A 17787-nucleotide genomic window follows, 5' to 3' on the forward strand; every position below is an offset into this window, starting at 1 on the left:
AGGTAATGTGCTGAATGTATATTGCAGAAGCGTTTTATCATCGATTGTTCATACTAAAACCGCAATCACAACGCTTTGAGATATCGCTATAGAAAACGCCGTTAATTAAACTTATGGTGAGTGAGCATCTCCACCACATTTCGCGCTGCCCGCGCAGCATTGTGTACCCCGCCCCAATCCTCTACATCGGTGTGGTAGGCTTCACCGGAAAAGAACACTTTATCCTTCACAGGTTTAAACAATTTTGACGGCCAGCGATACGATGCGCTGTCGGCGAGGTACGCCCCCATCACAAAAGGTTCCTCATTCCAATTTTGAACTGTGTGCTTCACATAACCATTGCGAACTTGCTCACCATAAACAGGGGTCAATTCGGAAAGGATTTGATTGATCAGATCAACGTCATTGAGACTTTGATAGCGACGTGCCTGCTCTCCAACGGCAAAAAAGCCCATCACGTGCTTAGAGCTCTTATGGCCATAAGCAGCATCGTAATAAAGATACTGGCCTTCATCAGTCTCGCTATCGGGAAAGGTTAAAAACGTCGGATAGAAGTGGTTCTTAAATTCAATAAACACCTTAATTCCTCCCCAGAACGCAGCTTGATTGATCGCATCTCGCTTGTAATCTGGAAGTGGGGGGAGAAAGCGAAGGCGTTCATTGCGAAGGATTGGCAGTGGAACAGTGACGATAACAACATCAAAGTTGTGATGCTTCTGTCGGCTATCGGTCAGCACTACGCCCGCGTCAGCATAGTTTACTTGAGTAATCTCAGTGTCGAAGAGTAGATTAGATTTAATTTCTGGTAACAGATACTGCTCAAAGAAGCCAAGCCAACTGCTGTTGGTAAATCTTGCATCCTGATAGTCTCCGATTTCGCCCTCATAGAGGTTTCCATCTTCAAAATAAGCAATTTTGGCCGTTTTTGGATATGGGCTAAGCCGAACATTAACTGGCTTTTGAGCGATACGATCGAGTTCACTTGGCGCGACATGCAGCCATTCTGCACCCAATGATAAGGGAAAGTCAGCGAATGTGTTTTCTTCTTTGATTCGTCCCCCAATTCTTGATGAAGCTTCGAATAAGGTATATTCAACACCAAGTGCCTTGAGCAGATAACCAGTACACATTCCAGCAGCACCAGCCCCAATGATACCTACCCTTTTGTTTTTCAGTTGTAACTTGAGCGCTGCATTTAACGGGAATGCAGCGCTAATGCCGAGCAAACCGCAAAGTTTATTAAAGCTTCTCCTATCCATTGATTTACCTATCCGTTTCGAAAGTTAATAACGACTATTTTGCGCGCTAATAGATTCAAATATTCACTATTTTTGGTCATTGAATACTCGCTTTAATCAATAGTGAGAAAAATATGTGATGTATTTCAATTTTTTCTGGCTTTTTTTGTGCATTTAGGGAATAATTCCGCCCCCTTAGATATGTCCCTAGCGGCTTGATGCGATTTACGACTTATCCGCATCTGAACGGATTCAGCAAAGAACTGGATTGGTAATGGAATTGGTAGAGCTCGTGGGACCTTTTGTTGACATTAATTTAGTAGGATCCCAATGACAGATTCTGTAATTCAGTTTAGCGACTTAGCGCTTAACGACTCTATCCTTTCTGCACTTGACGGAATGGGTTTCGTTTCACCAACTCCAATTCAGGCAGCGGCTATCCCACACCTGATGGAAGGTACTGACGCACTAGGTAAAGCTCAAACTGGTACCGGTAAAACGGCAGCTTTCTCTCTACCACTTCTGAACAAGCTTGAGCTTTCTCAGCGTAAACCACAAGCCATCGTTCTAGCGCCAACTCGTGAGCTAGCGATTCAGGTTGCTGCTGAAATAAAGAACCTTGGTCAAAACATTTCTGGCCTTAAAGTGCTTGAAATCTACGGTGGTGCATCAATCGTTGACCAAATGCGTGCACTTAAGAACGGTGCTCACATTGTTGTTGGCACACCAGGTCGTGTTCAAGACCTTATCAACCGTGAACGTCTGCACCTAGACGAAGTACACACATTCGTTCTTGATGAAGCGGATGAGATGCTAAACATGGGCTTCGTCGACGACGTAACTGAGATCATGGAGCACGCTCCTGAATCAGCACAACGTGTACTTTTCTCTGCAACTATGCCTCCAATGCTGAAAAACATTGTTGAGCGCTTCCTACGTGATCCTATCACTATCGACGTTGCAGGTAAAAACCACACTGTAGACAAAGTAGAGCAGCAGTTCTGGGTTGTTAAAGGTGTAGAGAAAGACGAAGCAATGTCTCGTCTTCTAGAAACAGAAGAGACTGACGCATCAATCGTATTCGTACGTACTCGTCAAGATACTGAGCGTCTTGCTGATTGGCTATGTGCTCGCGGCTTCAAAGCGTCTGCACTACACGGTGACATTCCTCAGTCTCTACGTGAGCGTACTGTTGATCACATCAAACAAGGTGTTATCGACATCCTAGTTGCGACTGACGTTGTAGCACGTGGCCTTGACGTTCCACGTATCACACACGTATTTAACTACGACATCCCATTCGATGTTGAGTCTTACATCCACCGTATCGGCCGTACAGGTCGTGCTGGACGTAAAGGTAAAGCGATCCTTCTAGTTCGCACTAACCAAATTCGTATGCTTCGCACTATCGAGCGCGTGACTAAGTCTTCAATGGAAGAGATTCAACTTCCACTACGTGACAAGGTCGCAGAAGCTCGTCTAGTTAAACTTGGTGCTGAGCTAGAGCAAGAGAAAGAACACAAATCTCTTGAGAAATTCGGTGAGCTTGTAGAGAAGTTACAAGACACACTAGAGATTGACGCAGCAACGCTTGCAGCAATCCTACTGAAGCGCCAGCAAGGCAAACGCCCTCTATTCTACATTGGCGAAGACCCAATGATTGAAGCTATTGAGCGTGACAAGCAACGCCGTAAAGAGCGTCGCGAAGGTGGCCGTGATGGTCGTGGTCGTGACCGCAACTTCAACAACCAAGACTGGGATACTTACCAGCTTCAGGTTGGTCGTGAGCAAGGCGTTCAGGTTAAAGATATCGTTGGTGCATTGGCAAACGAGCTTGGCCTAGTTAAAGGTTCAATCGGTGCGATTAAACTAGCACAAGGCGAGACTTACGTTCAGCTACCAAAAGCAATGTCTTCTGAAACGGCTAGCAAACTACGCAAACTACGCATCCGTCAGAAACAAGTAGATGCCGTAGTATGTGACTTCAACGATTTCCGTGAACCACGTCGTGGCGGCGGTCGTGATGGCGGTGGTCGTCGTGACGGTGGTTACCGTGGTAACCGTGACGGCAATCGCGAAGGCGGCTACCGTGGTAACCGTGAAGGCGGTCGTGGTGGACGCGAAGGTGGTCGTCGTGATGGCGAACGTCGCTTCGATCGTAACCGTGGTGGCGATCACCGTGGTAACTACCGTGGCGAGCGCGGTCATGGCCGTGACCGTCGCAGCGAAGCTTAATTAGCTAGCATTCTAGAAGCCCCACCAGCGCAAGCTCGTGGGGCTTTTTGTTATCCTGTGTTAATCAATAGGTAGCCAATGAGAGGGAGGCTTTAATCCCCAGCGATGCATCTCTGTTGTCGAATAAATAGCTCGACCCTGCTCACCAATAGTGATCGGAATTTGATCGGCTCTTTCACCATCTAATATCCGGTTGATCAGAGTGCCCGCCTGTTTACCTTGGCTTTCTCCGAATAAGACAACTCCACCGCTTGTTTTCCCAGCGCCGACTGAAAAATCCCAGAAAGAAAATAATGGAATCGTTGAATGCTCATTAGTCCACTGCAACACCAGATCAGAAGGCACACTCTCACCCCCTTCGTCAATCAAGGTATGGTATAAACCAATGATAATGAAGGCCACACCATCAGCTTCAGCACCCATAATTGCCGCTTCCCATTCACTCCGAGTCGACAATAATAAAATTTCCGTTTCTATACCGAGATTATCTTTGATCATCTCGTACTGCCGTTGAATGTGCTTAGCCGCAATTTTAGAAGTCACCCCTGAGTCAAACATCACGCGGACTTTAAAATATCGCTCTGGATGGATGAAACTAAGATCACCAAGACTTTTAATATAAAGCGGGAGCTCTAACACGCCAGTAATCTTGGCTTCGCCTCGATATTGGTACAGAAGGTAACGAGGGTTGGAGTTAACCCCTAAAAACACAATAGAAATAGGCTCTTTATATAGTCTAGGTAACATGTAATTCAACGCGTTATCGTCACCTAAGACCACAACGTCAGGCTGCAAACTGTAATAGTACGACAGAGCTTCATCAGCTTTTGATTCAAATTGCTCTTTAGGGAGACGTTTGGTGTCCATTTGAAATCGATGTAGCTGCGCTGTGCTGGTCAATACTTCCTCAATCCCTTTCACGTAGCTCGCATCCCAAGGATACTCAGCATGATAGCTCTCTATAAGTAGCACTTTTTCCGCTTGGGCCAAACTGCAATGCAGTAGCAACAAAAACGTCAGTACTCTCATAGAACCCCCTTAAAATTACATTTCATACTTTAGTTTAGGATTGAAAACTATCTTTGGTATGAATAGGTCGTTATAAAAGTTAATCAGTGCAGGCTATACTCAAGTAAAAACACGACTTTAGAGTCCTATGAGCCGCAGCAAAAAAGTAGAAGAAAGCATAAATAACCCTTTGTATAGCCGAATTGGTCGCCGCATCATCCTACTCATGGTGACATTGAGTAGTGTAGTAACACTGCTTACCACTTTGTTGCAGCTATCTTGGGACTATGAAAAAGAGTTTAGTGATGTCGACCAAAGACACATTGAGATACGCGACGTCCATGCCAGCTTGTTGGCTTCTTCCCTTTGGTCTTTCGATTTAGTCGTCCTTCAGGAAAGACTCGATGGATTAGTCAACCTTCCTAAAATTGACTACCTCGAAGTCCATTCTGGAAATTACACCTTCAACTCAGGAAAAGAAGTTAAAGGCAATGTCGTCAAAGCTACTTATTTACTTACCTATCGCGATCCTGAAGATGGTCATACTGAAGATATTGGTTCAATTTATGTCGAATCAAACGCACAGGAAATCTATGACTATCTGATTCAACAGTTTATTTCCACACTTCTTCTCAATGCTTTTAAAACGCTACTCGTTTGTTCAGTGATGCTGTTTATTTTTCACGCTAGTGTTAACCGTCGTGTCTTCCAGATCGCGCAGTATTTGAGAGCATTTAATCCGCGTCATCCGAGTCCCCCATTGGTTTTGGAGCATACTCGTTGGATCACAGAAAAAAATGACGAACTGGACTGGCTGGGAGAAGGCGCTAATAAGATCAGTAACAACATTACTCTGCTCTACAACAGTATTAAAAGCGAGCAAGAACGCTTGGCAGACTTCACGCATGTGTCGTCGGATTGGTTGTGGGAAACCAATGATCTTGGTCAGCTTATTTATTGCTCTGAACCAATGAAAGAAACGCTTGGCCTAACTGCGGTTAATGGCCTCAGCTTTTCTGACATAGAAGATTTGCATGACTCGACAGGCCTACATCAGGCAATTGCTAGGCGGAATGATTTCACGCAAGTCGAAGAAAGTGTAACCATCAACAGCATCACCCTACATCTTTTGTTCCAAGCTAAAGCGCGTTATGAAAATAGCCAGTTTTTAGGCTTTAGAGGCACGGCCATCAATATTACTGAACTGAAGCTGACACAAATTGAGCTTGAAGAACTGAACCAAAATCTGGAACGCATGGTCGCTTCAAGAACACTCGACCTAAAGCAAAGTATGGAACAACTGCAAGAAACTCAGGACAAGTTGGTTGAGTCAGAAAAACTCGCGGCCTTAGGCGGTTTGGTGGCAGGTGTTGCTCATGAAGTTAACACACCATTAGGTATCGCCGTAACCGCAACTTCAGTAATAAGAGATGTAACCAGCGAACTCAACTCAGCCTTCGCAGCTCAGACTCTAACCAGTACACAATTTGAGACACTGATGAAACGCATGTCTGACAGCAGCCAAATGCTCGAACATAACCTCAGCCGTGCAGCAAAATTGGTGAAGGATTTCAAACAAACCGCCGTCGATCAGGTATCCGAAGCTCGTTCTCAATTCAACGTTATGCAAGTATTGGAGGCACTGTTAGCTAGCTTGCATCCTGAAACTCGTAAGATCCCCGTTGAACCTAGATTAGCGGGTGACCGGACTATTTTGATGAACAGCTTACCAGGTGTGCTAACTCAAATTATCTCTAACCTCGTTATGAACAGTATCAACCACGCCTTTGATAACCAACCTCAAGCGGAGATCACTATCTCATTCTACCAAGTAGATGAATCAATAATCGTTGAGTACCGCGATAACGGCAGTGGCGTGGACGCCTCATTGCATCAGAAGATTTTTGAACCTTTCTACACTAGTAAACGCGGGTTGGGTGGCTCTGGATTGGGGCTTAACTTGGTGTTTAACCTAGTGAAGCAAAAGCTCCAAGGAGAGCTGGAATTCAACTCTCAACCAGGTGAAGGGGTGTATTTTAAACTCACACTTCCAGAAAATTTACCTATGGAAGATGAACACTAACGTTAGAAAATTAATCTGGTAGGGAATTGCGAATTTCAATAAACTCATCCCAATGTAAGATGAGCAGCTCAACCAATTCAGGTTCGAAATGCTTACCTTTTTGGGCAACCAGCTCTAACATAATGTCTTCATCACTCCAAGGCTCTTTGTAGCTGCGTTTTGCCCCTAGTGCATCAAACACATCGGCTAAAGCGGTAATACGACCCGTTACGGGTATATCTAGGCCAGATAAACCATTCGGATAGCCTGTCCCGTCCCACTTTTCATGGTGATAACCGGCAATTTCCTTAGCAACAGTAATCAAGCGACGCTTAGATTTGCTGAGAATATCCACGCCATAATCAACGTGTCTCTTCATGATCTCCCACTCTTCCGCATTGAGCTTACCGGGTTTGTGAAGGATCGAATCAGGTACCGCGACCTTACCTACATCATGTAATGGTGAAGCGTGCTTGATGACAGATGCATCTGATTCACTTAAACCATACAGTAGAGCCAGTTTTTCACAGAATAAAGAGACTCGTTGAACATGAGCACCTGTTTCTTTACTCCGCGCTTCCACTGCATTAGCAAGGGTGTAAACCAACTCTTTAGAAGTTTCGCGAATATCCAACATTAGGCTGAGATTTTCAAAGGTTAAACCTATGTTCTGCATGTAAATCTCAAGCAACTGCATGTCCAATTCTGTAAGCTCACGCTTAACATTCACATATAAAATACAGTCTACGCCTTGTTCATCATGCGTATACAACACGTAGGCATCACCAAACTTCTCTGACTTTTGTGCTTCAAATACACGCTTACAACGCTCAGACACTTCTACCGGAAGCTTTTCAAAAGCACACTCACTATAGAAATCAACAAAATCACCAGTCGCAGCAAGCGTTAAGGCTCGCGACTCTTCGCCATTTGGTCGAGGTTGAACAATGCAGTATAGAGCGGACTGATCCAGCTTAAGCAGCGAGGTCAATTGCTCTAGCACGGAGGTAGCATAGGTCTGAAGAGTGGTGGTGTTTTGAACATACGCCGAAGCTTCAATCACTTTACTAAGTCCCTTCTTTTGTTGCTCAATCAGGCAAAGGTCGCGATAGGAACGAAGCATAGAATAAAGTAAGGTTTTGAGTTTTTGCGTAGTTAATTCAGTTTTTTCTTTGTAGTCATCAATTTCATATTCACGAATGACGGTATCTTCTGGAGCCTGACCCGCCTGCCCTGTTCGCAGAACGAGACGGACTAAGCTGTTACCAAGCTCTTCACGGACGTACTTAACCAGCTCCAGACCCGCGTGCTCTGTTTCCATAACCACATCAACAAGCGCGAGAGCGATGTCATCTGAATTCTGAAAAATACCTTTAGCTTCCGTTGCGGAAAAAGCGGATATCAGTTCCAGATGTCTACCTTCAAACTCAAAATCAGAAAGGGCCAGCTTAGTGACTTGATGCATTTGCTCATCGTCATCAATCAACAATACTTTCCATGGGGAAGCCAACCGCTCTGCTGAGTCTTGTTCACTGGTCGCAGGTTGCTGTGACTGTCGATGGTCTGCAAACAATTCCATTTCTTGTCTAACCCCTATTACTATTTCTCTAACTTAAGGTTTAGCACAAACTTATAAAAAAAGTGTAAATGGCACTCAATATGCAGTTCTAGTCCACAAAAATTAATTTAAAAATTCGCACTAAAAAAGCTGTGGAAACTTAAAGGCTTGCGATAGTTCTAGGAGAGCGCACGAACCGTTTTACGTTCGATTAAAGTCGGCTCGAGTTGGACAACTTGCGGTTCCGTCTCTCCACCGTCCAGTTTTTTCAACAACGCTTCCACTGCTGCCTTACCTAAACGGTATTTGGGCTGATGGATTGTTGTCAGTGCCGGAGTCATGAATTTAGAGATTTGAATATCGTCATAGCCGATGATCGATAAATCTTGAGGTACGCGAATACCTTTTTCGTTGGCAGCATTAATCACGCCCATTGACATCATATCGTTACAAACAAAGATGGAACTTGGCAGCGGTCCTTTCGCGTGCATCTTATTAAAAGCGTCGTAGCCGCCTTCACATTCAAAGTCAGATTCAATAATCCAATTTGGGTTGAATTCTAAATCCGCTTCTATTAATGCGCGTTTGTAACCTTCATAACGCATCTGAGCCTGATGCTTCACTAACGGACCAGTAATACAGCCGATGTCCTTATGGCCTGATTCAATCAGGTGCTTAGCTGCAATATAGCCACCACGCAATGAGTTGTCCTGAATCTTATCACTGGTGAACAACATCGGGCCCCAGTCCATCACAACCACCGGAATATCAGGGTATTTCTCAAACACGTCAATGCGTTCGCCTTCTAAGGAAGAACACATGAGAATCAAGCCATCGACGCGTTTTTGCAGCAAGGTGTTAATTGACTCACGCATGCGCTCATTATCACCTTCGGTGTTGCACAGAATGAGGTTATAACCTTGTTGATAGCAACTGCGTTCAACCCCCTTAACCACTTCGCCAAAGAATGGGTTTGTAGAGGTCGTTACTAACATGCCAATGGTTTTGGTACGATTAATTTTAAGGCTACGGGCGAGCGCGGAAGGCGTATAGTTGAGTTCCTGAGCGGCTTTGTTCACCCGCTCAGAAATTTCTTCACTTACATAACGAGATTTATTAATGACATGGCTGACAGTTGAAGTGGAAACACCGGCGAGCCGGGCAATATCTTTCATTGTAGCCATGTAATTATCTCCTTATAATTGACTAATTATGTTGCTCCAGAAAAGCGTCAACTTCATCTCGACTAGGGATTGAAGTCTGTGCGCCAAAGCGTGTTACGGAAATGGCTGCGGCAGCATGAGCAAACTTTATCGCAGATTCTAGAGGCAAATCTTCTAATAAACCAGTGACCAAGGCCCCATTAAAGGTATCGCCTGCAGCTGTTGTGTCTGTTGCTTCGACTCTGAAGCCTAGGATTAGTTCACCACGTCCATTCTGACTTAGCCATACCCCTTTAGCTCCGAGCGTAATCAACACGATTTCAATACCTTTACGGTGAAGCGCATTTGCTGCTTCTTGTGCTGACTCATTATCTGTTACCGTCACACCAGTAAGCACTTCTGCTTCAGTCTCATTTGGGGTAATCACATCAATACAAGCAAGCAGCTCATCCGATAACTCACGCGCTGGCGCTGGATTAAGGATGATGTTAGTTCTTGACGCTTTCGCGACTTGAGCAGCTTTTTCAATACCACACATTGGTGTTTCCAACTGCATAAGCAGATAGTTGGCCTGACGAATTCGCTCTAAATCAACCTCAATCGCGTCTTCAGTCAACTTCGCATTCGCCTCTGCGGAGATACAAATACTGTTCTCACCGCTTTCAGCTACCTGAATCATGGCAATTCCGGTCGGACAATTTGGCTGCATTTTGACGCCAGCAATGTTGATGTTGTCCATTTTGAAGTTTTCACGAATATTGATACCAAACGCATCATCACCAACGCAGGCGATGAATCCTGTGTCTGCGTTTAATCGGGCTGCCGCAACGGCTTGGTTTGCCCCTTTACCACCTGGGATAACTTGATAGTTGCGACCATGCAACGTCTCGCCTGGGCGAGGAAAAGAAGGCACTTGGAGAACATGGTCAGCGTTAACACTACCTAATACCACTAACTTATTCATACGGTTATCCTCGGTTCAATTGAACCTTACTAATTTGGAACGGGAGTAATAAGTTTGCGCTCTCGCAAAAGCGCAAGCTTATTTGCCCTCCACCCCGAAACGACAGATTAAAATGAGGAGAAGGGCAAAATTCACATTACTTAGTGATTACTTTCAGAGGGACTGGGATGTACTCTTCAACAGACTCACCTTTCAGTACTTTGTCTGCAGTTTCGATACCTAATGAACCGATAAGATCTGGCTGCTGTGCCACTGTCGCAGCCAGTTTGCCGCGGTTAACTGCAGCGATACCATCATCGGTTCCATCGAAACCAACGATCATCACATCTTTACCAGAGGCCTGTACAGCACGCAATGCGCCGAGCGCCATCTCATCATTTTGGGCAAATACCGCTTGTACATTTGGATTCGCAGCAAGCAAGTTTTCCATTACGTTTAGGCCTTTGGTGCGGTCGAAATCAGCTGGCTGGCTGGCCAGTAGTTCCATCTCACTACCCTTCACTGCGTTCATGAAACCTTCGCCACGTTCACGTGCAGCCGACGTGCCCGCAATACCTTCTAGCTGAATAACTTTCGCTTTTTCACCCACTTTTTCCATGATGAAATGACCCGCCATTTCACCGCCGACTACGTTATCTGAAGCGATGTGACTTACAACGTCACCACGGCTTGCACCTCGGTCTAGAGTCAGTACAGGAATGTCAGAGCGGTTTGCCATGCGAATCGCATTTGAAACAGCATCAGAATCTGTTGGGTTGATCAGAATCGCCTTTACGCCACGTACTGTCAGGTCTTCAACGTTAGACAGCTCTTTACTTGGGTCATTTTGTGAGTCCAGAACAATCAGGTCATAGCCCAGCTCTTTCGCTTTTGCTTCTGCGCCATCTTTCATCGTAACGAAGAAAGGGTTGTTCAGCGTCGACAGTACGATAGCCACCGTATCTTGCGCCTGTGCTGAAATAGAGACGGTGGATGAAAGAAGTGCAGCAGAGATAAGAGTTGCGAGTTTTTTCATTGTGTTTAGTCCTTGTGTAGGGTGGCTCGGAGTACTTTCCTCCAAGCCTTTTTTTGAATTACTTATTCTTGTTGTCGACCAGTACAGCCAGCAGAATAACCACGGCTTTAGCAATCATCTGGTAGTAAGATGAAACGTCGAGCAAGTTCAGAGCGTTGTTTAGGAAGCCGATGATGAGTGCACCGATTAACGTGCCCATGATTCGACCTTTACCACCCATTAAGCTAGTACCACCGAGTACAACGGCTGCGATGGCATCCAGTTCATAGCCCACACCAGCGGTTGGCTGAGCAGAAGAAAGACGAGATGTGATAATGATGCCTGCCAGTGCCGACAGCAGGCCACATATAGCGTAGACACCAATCTTAACGCGATCGACGTTGATGCCAGATAGGCGTGTCGCAGATTCATTACCACCTAATGCATACACATAGCGGCCAAAGCGCGTGTGGTTAAGTAGGTACCAGGCCGCAGCGAAAACGATGACCATCAACCATACTGGAACCGGAATGCCCAAAGCGTAACCTGTACCAAACCATGCGAAAGCATCAGCGGTATCGGTAAAGCCAGTCGAAATTGGACGGCCATCGGTGTAAACCATAGTAACACCACGCAACAAGGTCATGGTCACCAGTGTTGCGATAAATGCTTGTACCTTGCCTTTGGCGATAATGATACCGCTGATCGCACCCAGTGCAGCACCGGCAAACAAGGCCGTTGGAACCGCCACCAATACAGGCACTTCCAAAGCGATTAAACTGGCAGCAAAAGCACCACATAATGCCAGAACCGAGCCGACACTCAGATCAATACCTGCGGTCAAGATAACCAAGGTCATACCTACCGCAATAATTGCGTTTACTGAGGTCTGACGCAGAATGTTAAGAATGTTATCGACCGTAAAAAAGTTGGGATTAAGGAACGATACAACAACAATCAGGAAGATAAGTGCAATGAGCGACTTTTGTTCAATCAGCCACTCTTTGCTGAACAGCTTCTTGCTGCCCGCTTCGTTTGGTTTGCTCATGGTATTAGTACTCATGCTGCTTCCTCATTTATTTCTTTGCCTACTGCACACGCCAACAACTTCTCCTGATCGGCGTCTTTGGCATCAAACTCACCACTAATGCGGCCTTCATGCATCACAATGATACGGTCGCTCATTCCCAACACTTCCGGCATTTCTGAAGAGACCAGAATGATACTCATGCCATCGGCTTTGAATTTGTTGATGAGCTGGTAAATTTCTTTCTTTGCACCGACATCGACACCACGAGTGGGTTCGTCAAGGATCAGTACTTTAGGTTTAGTCATCAGGCCTTTCGCTATCGCCACCTTCTGCTGGTTACCACCAGATAGGTTTCCAATGATCTGATCGCGAGTTGGAGTCTTGATGTTGAAGAGCTTGATAAAGTCTTCTACGGCAACCACTTCATCGCTATGCTGAATTCGACAACCTTTGGTCAATTTATCCAGAGAGCTAAGCGACATGTTCTCTTTTACTGACAAGCCCAAGACTAAGCCGTCACCCTTGCGGTCTTCAGAGATGTAAGCAATGCCGTTTGCAAGACCATCTTGTGGGCTCACAGGGTTGATGGTTTTGTTATTCAGATTGATTACGCCACGCTCACTAGGCAGAGCACCATAGATGACTTTCATCAATTCAGTTCGACCAGCCCCCATCAAACCCGAGACACCGAGTATCTCACCGCGCTGGAGTTTAAAGCTGACGTCGTGAACGCCAGAGCCTGTCAACCCAACCACTTCAAGACAGATGTCACCGTGTTGAACGTCAATACGTGGATATTGCTCTTCCAGCTTACGGCCAACCATCATCTCAATCAGTCCATCTTCGTCGGTAGACGCTACTGCGCACTCTCCAATGAACTTTCCGTCACGAAGCACTGTGATGTCATCGCAGATTTCAAAAATCTCTTTCAGACGGTGAGAGATGTAAACAATGCCGCAGCCCTGCTCACGTAATTCTCGAATCACGGCAAACAAAGACTCGGTTTCGGTATCCGTCAGTGCATCGGTCGGCTCATCCATAATGATGACTTTCGACTCAAACGACAGTGCTTTAGCAATCTCTACCATCTGCTGTTCACCGAGGCTGAGCTCGCCTAACAGTTGTTTAGCACTGTGCTTTACGTTCAGTCTTGCTAACAATTTGTCCGCTTCAGCGTACATTTTGTCCCACTGAATTCGACCCATCGCGCCTGTAAACTCTCGGCCAAGGAAGATATTTTCTGCAATCGTGAGTTCAGGGATCAGGTTTAGCTCTTGGTGAATAATGCTGATTCCCGCTTCCTGCGAATCACGCGGGCCATTGAACGCTGCTGGTTGGCCTTGGTAATGAATGCTACCTGAATCTTTGCTGTAGATTCCCGTCAACACTTTCATCAGCGTTGACTTGCCCGCACCGTTTTCACCCATCAAAGCCATCACTTTACCGGGATAAACGTTCAGGCTCGCTTTATCCAAGGCTTTAACGCCGGGGAAAGCTTTCTCAATCTCACTCAGTTGTAGAATAGCTTGAGTCATAATTGGTCCTCAGTCTCAAACGGCTTAAAACACAACACCAGCTTGAAAAATTACATTGGCGTAAGGCGTACACTCACCCGTTCTTACTACGGCACGGCTTTGCTGAGTGCGCGTTTTGAATTCTTCATGTGGTACATAAACCACCGAAATAGATTTTCCTGTCTGCGCTTCTTCAGCACGCAGCTCAGCAATCAGAGTTTCATGATGCGCAGGACTGACGGAGGCAAACTCTTCAGCGATGATCACCCCTTCTATTTGCGACTCTGAAAGAATCACTCGCACTGTTTCCAAAAAGCTTGGCACGCCGTGAGTCAACGCAAGATCTACACGTTGCACCTGCTCGGGAATTGGTAAGCCTGCATCACATATCGTGATTTCATCAGTATGGCCTAGTGTCGCCACGAGGTAAGAAAGTTCAGAGTTTATCAGGGTACTTTTTTTCATTTCATCGACCTATCGATTACACGTTCAAACTGCGTTGAGTTTCTATTTCACACTGCATTCGCTATTAACAAAAAACTCATCGAAACGTTTCGATGAAATCATAATCGTTGACTTCAGTTTTGCGAGTCACTCATCTTTAGAGTGTGAAACGGATCCTTAATTGATGGTTTTGACAGCCCCAAACAGTGACATCATTCACCAAATTTGATGTGTTTTTTAACGCAGCAGGCGGTTGATTCAGCCGTAAATAACACACTTGAGACGTAAATTTGGGTATAGTGGCGCAAACAAAAAACTGAGAGAAACGATGAAAAGAATAGTTTTCGTTCTTGCCGCAGCGTTAGCACTGAGCGCATGCCAAGAAGAAATCGGCACACAGGAATGGTGTGACAACATGCAGGATAAACCGAAGAGCGAATGGAATGCTCAGGGAGCGCTCGACTTTGCCAAACACTGTGTATTTCAGAATACGGTCGGTAGCGAAGCTTGGTGTCAGGACTTAGCTGATAAACCGAAAGGCGAATGGACAGCAAACGAAGCCACCAGCTACGCCAAACATTGCATTCTTTAGTCACTCAACGAAAAAGCCACTAACAAGAGGAATTCAACCTGCCTGTTAGTGGCTAAATAAATGAACCTTTATTTCGTCGCGAGAAACTTTGCTACTCGCAAGACCCCAAAGGCTTCCACCAATGATCTGCGGTACCCGGCTCTATGTTATACAAGTTATCGGTTAGCGCTTCATACTTATCGCCTTTATGCGCAACCTGATCACCCGTCATGTAAATGCCTTCTCCCGTTGAAGGATCATAAGTTTGGTAAGCGGGAATGCCTTCACAGACACCTGGATCAGTCCCACCATCATCAGACGTCACATTCACCGTATGTTCCACTGAATCCGTTAAGCCTTCGTTGTCCGCGACGACCAAAGTGAAAACACTTTGTCCTAAATGCCCCTGTGTGAAATCCACATTTAGCGAAGAACTCGATTCACTGAGCACAACCCCATTCCAGCTCCACTGATAGTTAGAAATAGAACCATCATGATCCACAGACTGACTACCATCTAGAGTGATAGAAGAACCCACAATGGCATTTGCCGGGCCATTGATAATAGCGTCTGGCGCTTGGTTTCCTTCGCTTTGGCAATCACCATCAGCCACAATCCAACTCGAATCACTGCCAGGAACTGTTGTGGTGTACCATTGAGCTTCGTAGACCACGCCTTCGTAGCGCATTAAATCACCTTTATCTGCGTGATTATATTCGCCACCTTCCCAGTCCTTTCTAGGCCAGTCTGGGTAGTCGTGAATAACACATACCGACGCTTCATTCACTGTCACATTTCTGTTTTCAATGGTGGTTGCTCCGTTGAAGTCAGAAACAGAATAGACCAAAGCATAACGGCCTGGTTCGGTTGAGTTTACCTCACCATCGACTAGAATTCGGCTGGTTAAATCGCCATCTGTCGAGTCATGTGCGGTGACGCCATACAATGCATCAAATTCATCGCCCACAGTAATTGATACATCACTGATACCATGAAGTACTGGTGCCTCGTTAATAACTTGGACATTGCGCACCTCAACCGCCTCATTACCATCGCTGTCTTCCACACGATAAGTCAAAGTGTTATCGCCAATATTGGCAGTATCAACATTACCTTCGATCGTTATCTGAGCCGTGATGTTGCCATCTTCACTATCTAGCGCAGATACCCCAAGCATGGTATCGAAGAACTGGCCAAGAACAGATGTTGTGTCTTCCACTCCATGAATTTCAGGTTTGGACCCAATCGTCCCATCATCATCTTTGACCGTTACAAGGCGAGAATCAGTTGTGGTATTGTTACCGCTATCCGTCACACGATAGATAATGGTATAAACCCCTTTTCGGGATTCATCCACCTCCCCTTCATGAGTGATTTTGCTGGTTAGATCGCCATCTTCTTCATCCGATGCGGTCACACCTGCCATTTCATCAAACTCAGTATTGACAAAGATTTCAGTATCTTGAGTACCAGAAAACACTGGTGGCATGTCAACATCGCCACCATGAATAAAAGGGCCATACGTGTTTACAAACTGTTGATCATAGGGTTTGTCCGCTGAATCTCTTCCCAGATCCCAGTTGACTGACCAAGTCATAATACCGCGTAAACCCAGTCCTTCAGCCTCTAGCTGAGCAAACGCATCAAATAGGTCTTGAGGATCTTTTACGAATCCATTGTTAGCTGCATCATTGTTAGCGGGAATTCCATATACAAGCTTATCGTGCGGAATCTTCACGTAACCGTCGATACCATTTGCAACATTGTATGAGCTCCAATAAATGAACTCTTTCTTACACTCGTCATTGTTTTGAGCTAGCCAGCCACTGCATGCTTCACCGCTATAATCACCATTCACACCATCGCCAGCTTGATTATAAAATTGTGGGCTGATCCAGTCGTAATAGCCCTCTAAATTTTCTATGTAAGCTTTATAAGACTGATTTGCGGCGTGCCTTAAATTGGGGAACTCAGGTGCCATAGCAATGATGAAATTCTTGTCAGACTTTCTGTAATGCTCTTTGACGATTTTAAGCGTATCAACAATAACTTGCTCGTTGTCTTTCTCTCTGATCGCTGATTGCTCAAGATCGATATCCAACCCGTCAAAACCATAGAGATCGGTCAGTCGAATAATTTCCTCCGCTAAAGGCTGCTCATCACCTGATTGCATTGCGATGTGCGCATTTGCGCCACCCATAGAGATTAACACCGAGCGGCCCTGAGCATTTAACTCACCAATTTGCTTGATAAAATCTTGTTCAGACATCCCCAGAGCAGGGTCTAAACGAAATGTTGGTATACGTCCTTCTGTTTCATCAAACACTTTCATGAAGGAAACCATCACGACATTATAATCTCGTGGTACCTCATTGAGTTGGATACATGCAGAAGAGCCTTGTCTATACCCATCTCCGCCACCAACATTACACCAATTGTGCCAATAGCCTTCTAAGATCATCCCAGTGGGATTCACCATTTCCTGACCAGCTTGAGCACTTGCTAGCGCTGACATAGGAGACAATGTCGCTCCTACTGCAATAGATAAAGCGAGTAGTTTTTTGTTTTGTCGCTTGTTCATAATAAACCTCGAGTGGTTGATACATACACACTGCTTATTCAGCCAACAGACCGTGTTCGCAAAAATTATGTTAGCCACAAAAACAACAAAGTTTCACACCTTCGAGCACTCTTTTTAGCTTATGGACACAAGCTTGCAGTATTGGAAAAATTCACAAAATTTTTGATTACACTTCACACTCAAGCAATCATAACTTAACCATCTGATTTTAAATAATATATCCGGATTTTTCGTTATTATCTTTGGCGATTTTGACGGTTTTTACGGTCCGTAAAACGTGTTTTGACGGAGAGGTTTACGTCATGATTCGGTTAGATTCACCTTAAACAAAACACTTCTTCCTCACCTTCTGATACATTCCCCTTACTACTTATGACTATTAAAATAATCAAGCTTATCTATAAATGGGCTGGTCTACTGGCTAG

13 protein-coding genes are annotated in these 17787 nt (G+C 45.3%); 3 read left to right on the plus strand and 10 right to left on the minus strand.

Annotation, left to right across the window (positions count from 1 at the left end; all coding sequences use genetic code 11):
- Window positions 1-101: 101 nt before the first annotated feature.
- Complete coding sequence (locus IX95_RS07260) at window positions 102-1259, minus strand: flavin monoamine oxidase family protein (RefSeq protein ID WP_038158291.1); 1158 nt, start codon at window positions 1257-1259, stop codon at window positions 102-104.
- A gap of 309 nt (window positions 1260-1568) precedes the next feature.
- Here IX95_RS07260 and IX95_RS07265 point away from each other — a divergent pair, with 309 nt between their 5' ends.
- On the plus strand, window positions 1569-3473 hold the full coding sequence (locus tag IX95_RS07265) for a DEAD/DEAH box helicase (protein WP_038158292.1): 1905 nt from the start codon (window positions 1569-1571) through the stop codon (window positions 3471-3473).
- Window positions 3474-3533: 60 nt separating this feature from the next.
- On the opposite strand, the gene IX95_RS07270 is transcribed toward IX95_RS07265, so the two are convergent.
- Window positions 3534-4502 carry an ABC transporter substrate-binding protein gene (locus tag IX95_RS07270; protein ID WP_038158293.1) on the minus strand — a complete coding sequence of 323 codons (969 nt, stop codon included), beginning with the start codon at window positions 4500-4502 and terminating at the stop codon, window positions 3534-3536.
- Between the two features lie 127 nt (window positions 4503-4629).
- On the opposite strand from IX95_RS07270, the gene IX95_RS07275 reads away from it, so the two are divergent.
- The gene (locus IX95_RS07275; protein WP_038158294.1) at window positions 4630-6564 is read left to right on the plus strand and encodes a sensor histidine kinase; all 1935 of its coding nucleotides are present in this window, start codon (window positions 4630-4632) and stop codon (window positions 6562-6564) included.
- Between the two features lie 10 nt (window positions 6565-6574).
- On the opposite strand, the gene IX95_RS07280 is transcribed toward IX95_RS07275, so the two are convergent.
- The 7 genes from IX95_RS07280 to rbsD all read right to left on the minus strand — a co-directional run bounded on the left by IX95_RS07280 (window position 6575) and on the right by rbsD (window position 14231).
- Window positions 6575-8122: a DUF3369 domain-containing protein gene (locus IX95_RS07280; protein WP_006960607.1), complete on the minus strand. Its 1548-nt coding sequence runs from the start codon at window positions 8120-8122 to the stop codon at window positions 6575-6577.
- A gap of 158 nt (window positions 8123-8280) precedes the next feature.
- Window positions 8281-9285, minus strand: coding sequence for a substrate-binding domain-containing protein (locus IX95_RS07285; protein ID WP_006960606.1), 1005 nt, complete (start codon window positions 9283-9285; stop codon window positions 8281-8283).
- Window positions 9286-9307: 22 nt separating this feature from the next.
- Window positions 9308-10228 (minus strand): ribokinase, encoded by a 921-nt coding sequence (gene rbsK / locus IX95_RS07290; RefSeq protein ID WP_038158295.1) that lies wholly within the window; start codon window positions 10226-10228, stop codon window positions 9308-9310.
- A gap of 136 nt (window positions 10229-10364) precedes the next feature.
- The gene (rbsB, locus tag IX95_RS07295; RefSeq protein WP_006960604.1) at window positions 10365-11243 is read right to left on the minus strand and encodes a ribose ABC transporter substrate-binding protein RbsB; all 879 of its coding nucleotides are present in this window, start codon (window positions 11241-11243) and stop codon (window positions 10365-10367) included.
- A 58-nt stretch (window positions 11244-11301) separates the two neighbouring features.
- Complete coding sequence (rbsC, locus tag IX95_RS07300; protein ID WP_038158296.1) at window positions 11302-12285, minus strand: ribose ABC transporter permease; 984 nt, start codon at window positions 12283-12285, stop codon at window positions 11302-11304.
- Complete coding sequence (rbsA, locus tag IX95_RS07305; protein ID WP_038158297.1) at window positions 12282-13787, minus strand: ribose ABC transporter ATP-binding protein RbsA; 1506 nt, start codon at window positions 13785-13787, stop codon at window positions 12282-12284. Before rbsA ends, rbsC begins: the two co-directional genes overlap by 4 nt.
- Before the next feature lie 24 nt (window positions 13788-13811).
- Window positions 13812-14231 carry a D-ribose pyranase gene (gene rbsD, locus IX95_RS07310; RefSeq protein ID WP_006960601.1) on the minus strand — a complete coding sequence of 140 codons (420 nt, stop codon included), beginning with the start codon at window positions 14229-14231 and terminating at the stop codon, window positions 13812-13814.
- Window positions 14232-14538: 307 nt separating this feature from the next.
- Between rbsD and IX95_RS07315 the strand changes: the two genes are divergently transcribed.
- Entirely contained in the window at window positions 14539-14802 is a 264-nt protein-coding gene (locus IX95_RS07315) for a DUF3012 domain-containing protein (protein WP_006960600.1), read from the plus strand.
- Window positions 14803-14893: 91 nt separating this feature from the next.
- Here IX95_RS07315 and IX95_RS07320 read toward each other — a convergent pair whose 3' ends face one another.
- Window positions 14894-17362 (minus strand): immunoglobulin-like domain-containing protein, encoded by a 2469-nt coding sequence (locus IX95_RS07320; protein WP_038158298.1) that lies wholly within the window; start codon window positions 17360-17362, stop codon window positions 14894-14896.
- Between the last annotated feature and the right edge of the window lie 425 nt (window positions 17363-17787).

The sequence above is a fragment of the Vibrio sp. B183 genome (genome assembly GCF_000740665.1).
GTDB classification, from domain to species: domain Bacteria; phylum Pseudomonadota; class Gammaproteobacteria; order Enterobacterales; family Vibrionaceae; genus Vibrio; species Vibrio coralliilyticus.

What these genes read in the sequence shown, in the direction of transcription:
- IX95_RS07285 (WP_006960606.1), bottom strand. Translation starts at nt 9,285, where the DNA reads ATGGCTACAATGAAAGATATTGCCCGGCTCGCCGGTGTTTCCACTTCA.
- rbsC (WP_038158296.1), bottom strand. Translation starts at nt 12,285, where the DNA reads ATGAGTACTAATACCATGAGCAAACCAAACGAAGCGGGCAGCAAGAAG.
- rbsD (WP_006960601.1), bottom strand. Translation starts at nt 14,231, where the DNA reads ATGAAAAAAAGTACCCTGATAAACTCTGAACTTTCTTACCTCGTGGCG.
- rbsB (WP_006960604.1), bottom strand. Translation starts at nt 11,243, where the DNA reads ATGAAAAAACTCGCAACTCTTATCTCTGCTGCACTTCTTTCATCCACC.
- rbsA (WP_038158297.1), bottom strand. Translation starts at nt 13,787, where the DNA reads ATGACTCAAGCTATTCTACAACTGAGTGAGATTGAGAAAGCTTTCCCC.
- IX95_RS07315 (WP_006960600.1), top strand. Translation starts at nt 14,539, where the DNA reads ATGAAAAGAATAGTTTTCGTTCTTGCCGCAGCGTTAGCACTGAGCGCA.
- IX95_RS07320 (WP_038158298.1), bottom strand. Translation starts at nt 17,362, where the DNA reads ATGAACAAGCGACAAAACAAAAAACTACTCGCTTTATCTATTGCAGTA.
- IX95_RS07275 (WP_038158294.1), top strand. Translation starts at nt 4,630, where the DNA reads ATGAGCCGCAGCAAAAAAGTAGAAGAAAGCATAAATAACCCTTTGTAT.
- IX95_RS07270 (WP_038158293.1), bottom strand. Translation starts at nt 4,502, where the DNA reads ATGAGAGTACTGACGTTTTTGTTGCTACTGCATTGCAGTTTGGCCCAA.
- rbsK (WP_038158295.1), bottom strand. Translation starts at nt 10,228, where the DNA reads ATGAATAAGTTAGTGGTATTAGGTAGTGTTAACGCTGACCATGTTCTC.
- IX95_RS07280 (WP_006960607.1), bottom strand. Translation starts at nt 8,122, where the DNA reads ATGGAATTGTTTGCAGACCATCGACAGTCACAGCAACCTGCGACCAGT.
- IX95_RS07260 (WP_038158291.1), bottom strand. Translation starts at nt 1,259, where the DNA reads ATGGATAGGAGAAGCTTTAATAAACTTTGCGGTTTGCTCGGCATTAGC.
- IX95_RS07265 (WP_038158292.1), top strand. Translation starts at nt 1,569, where the DNA reads ATGACAGATTCTGTAATTCAGTTTAGCGACTTAGCGCTTAACGACTCT.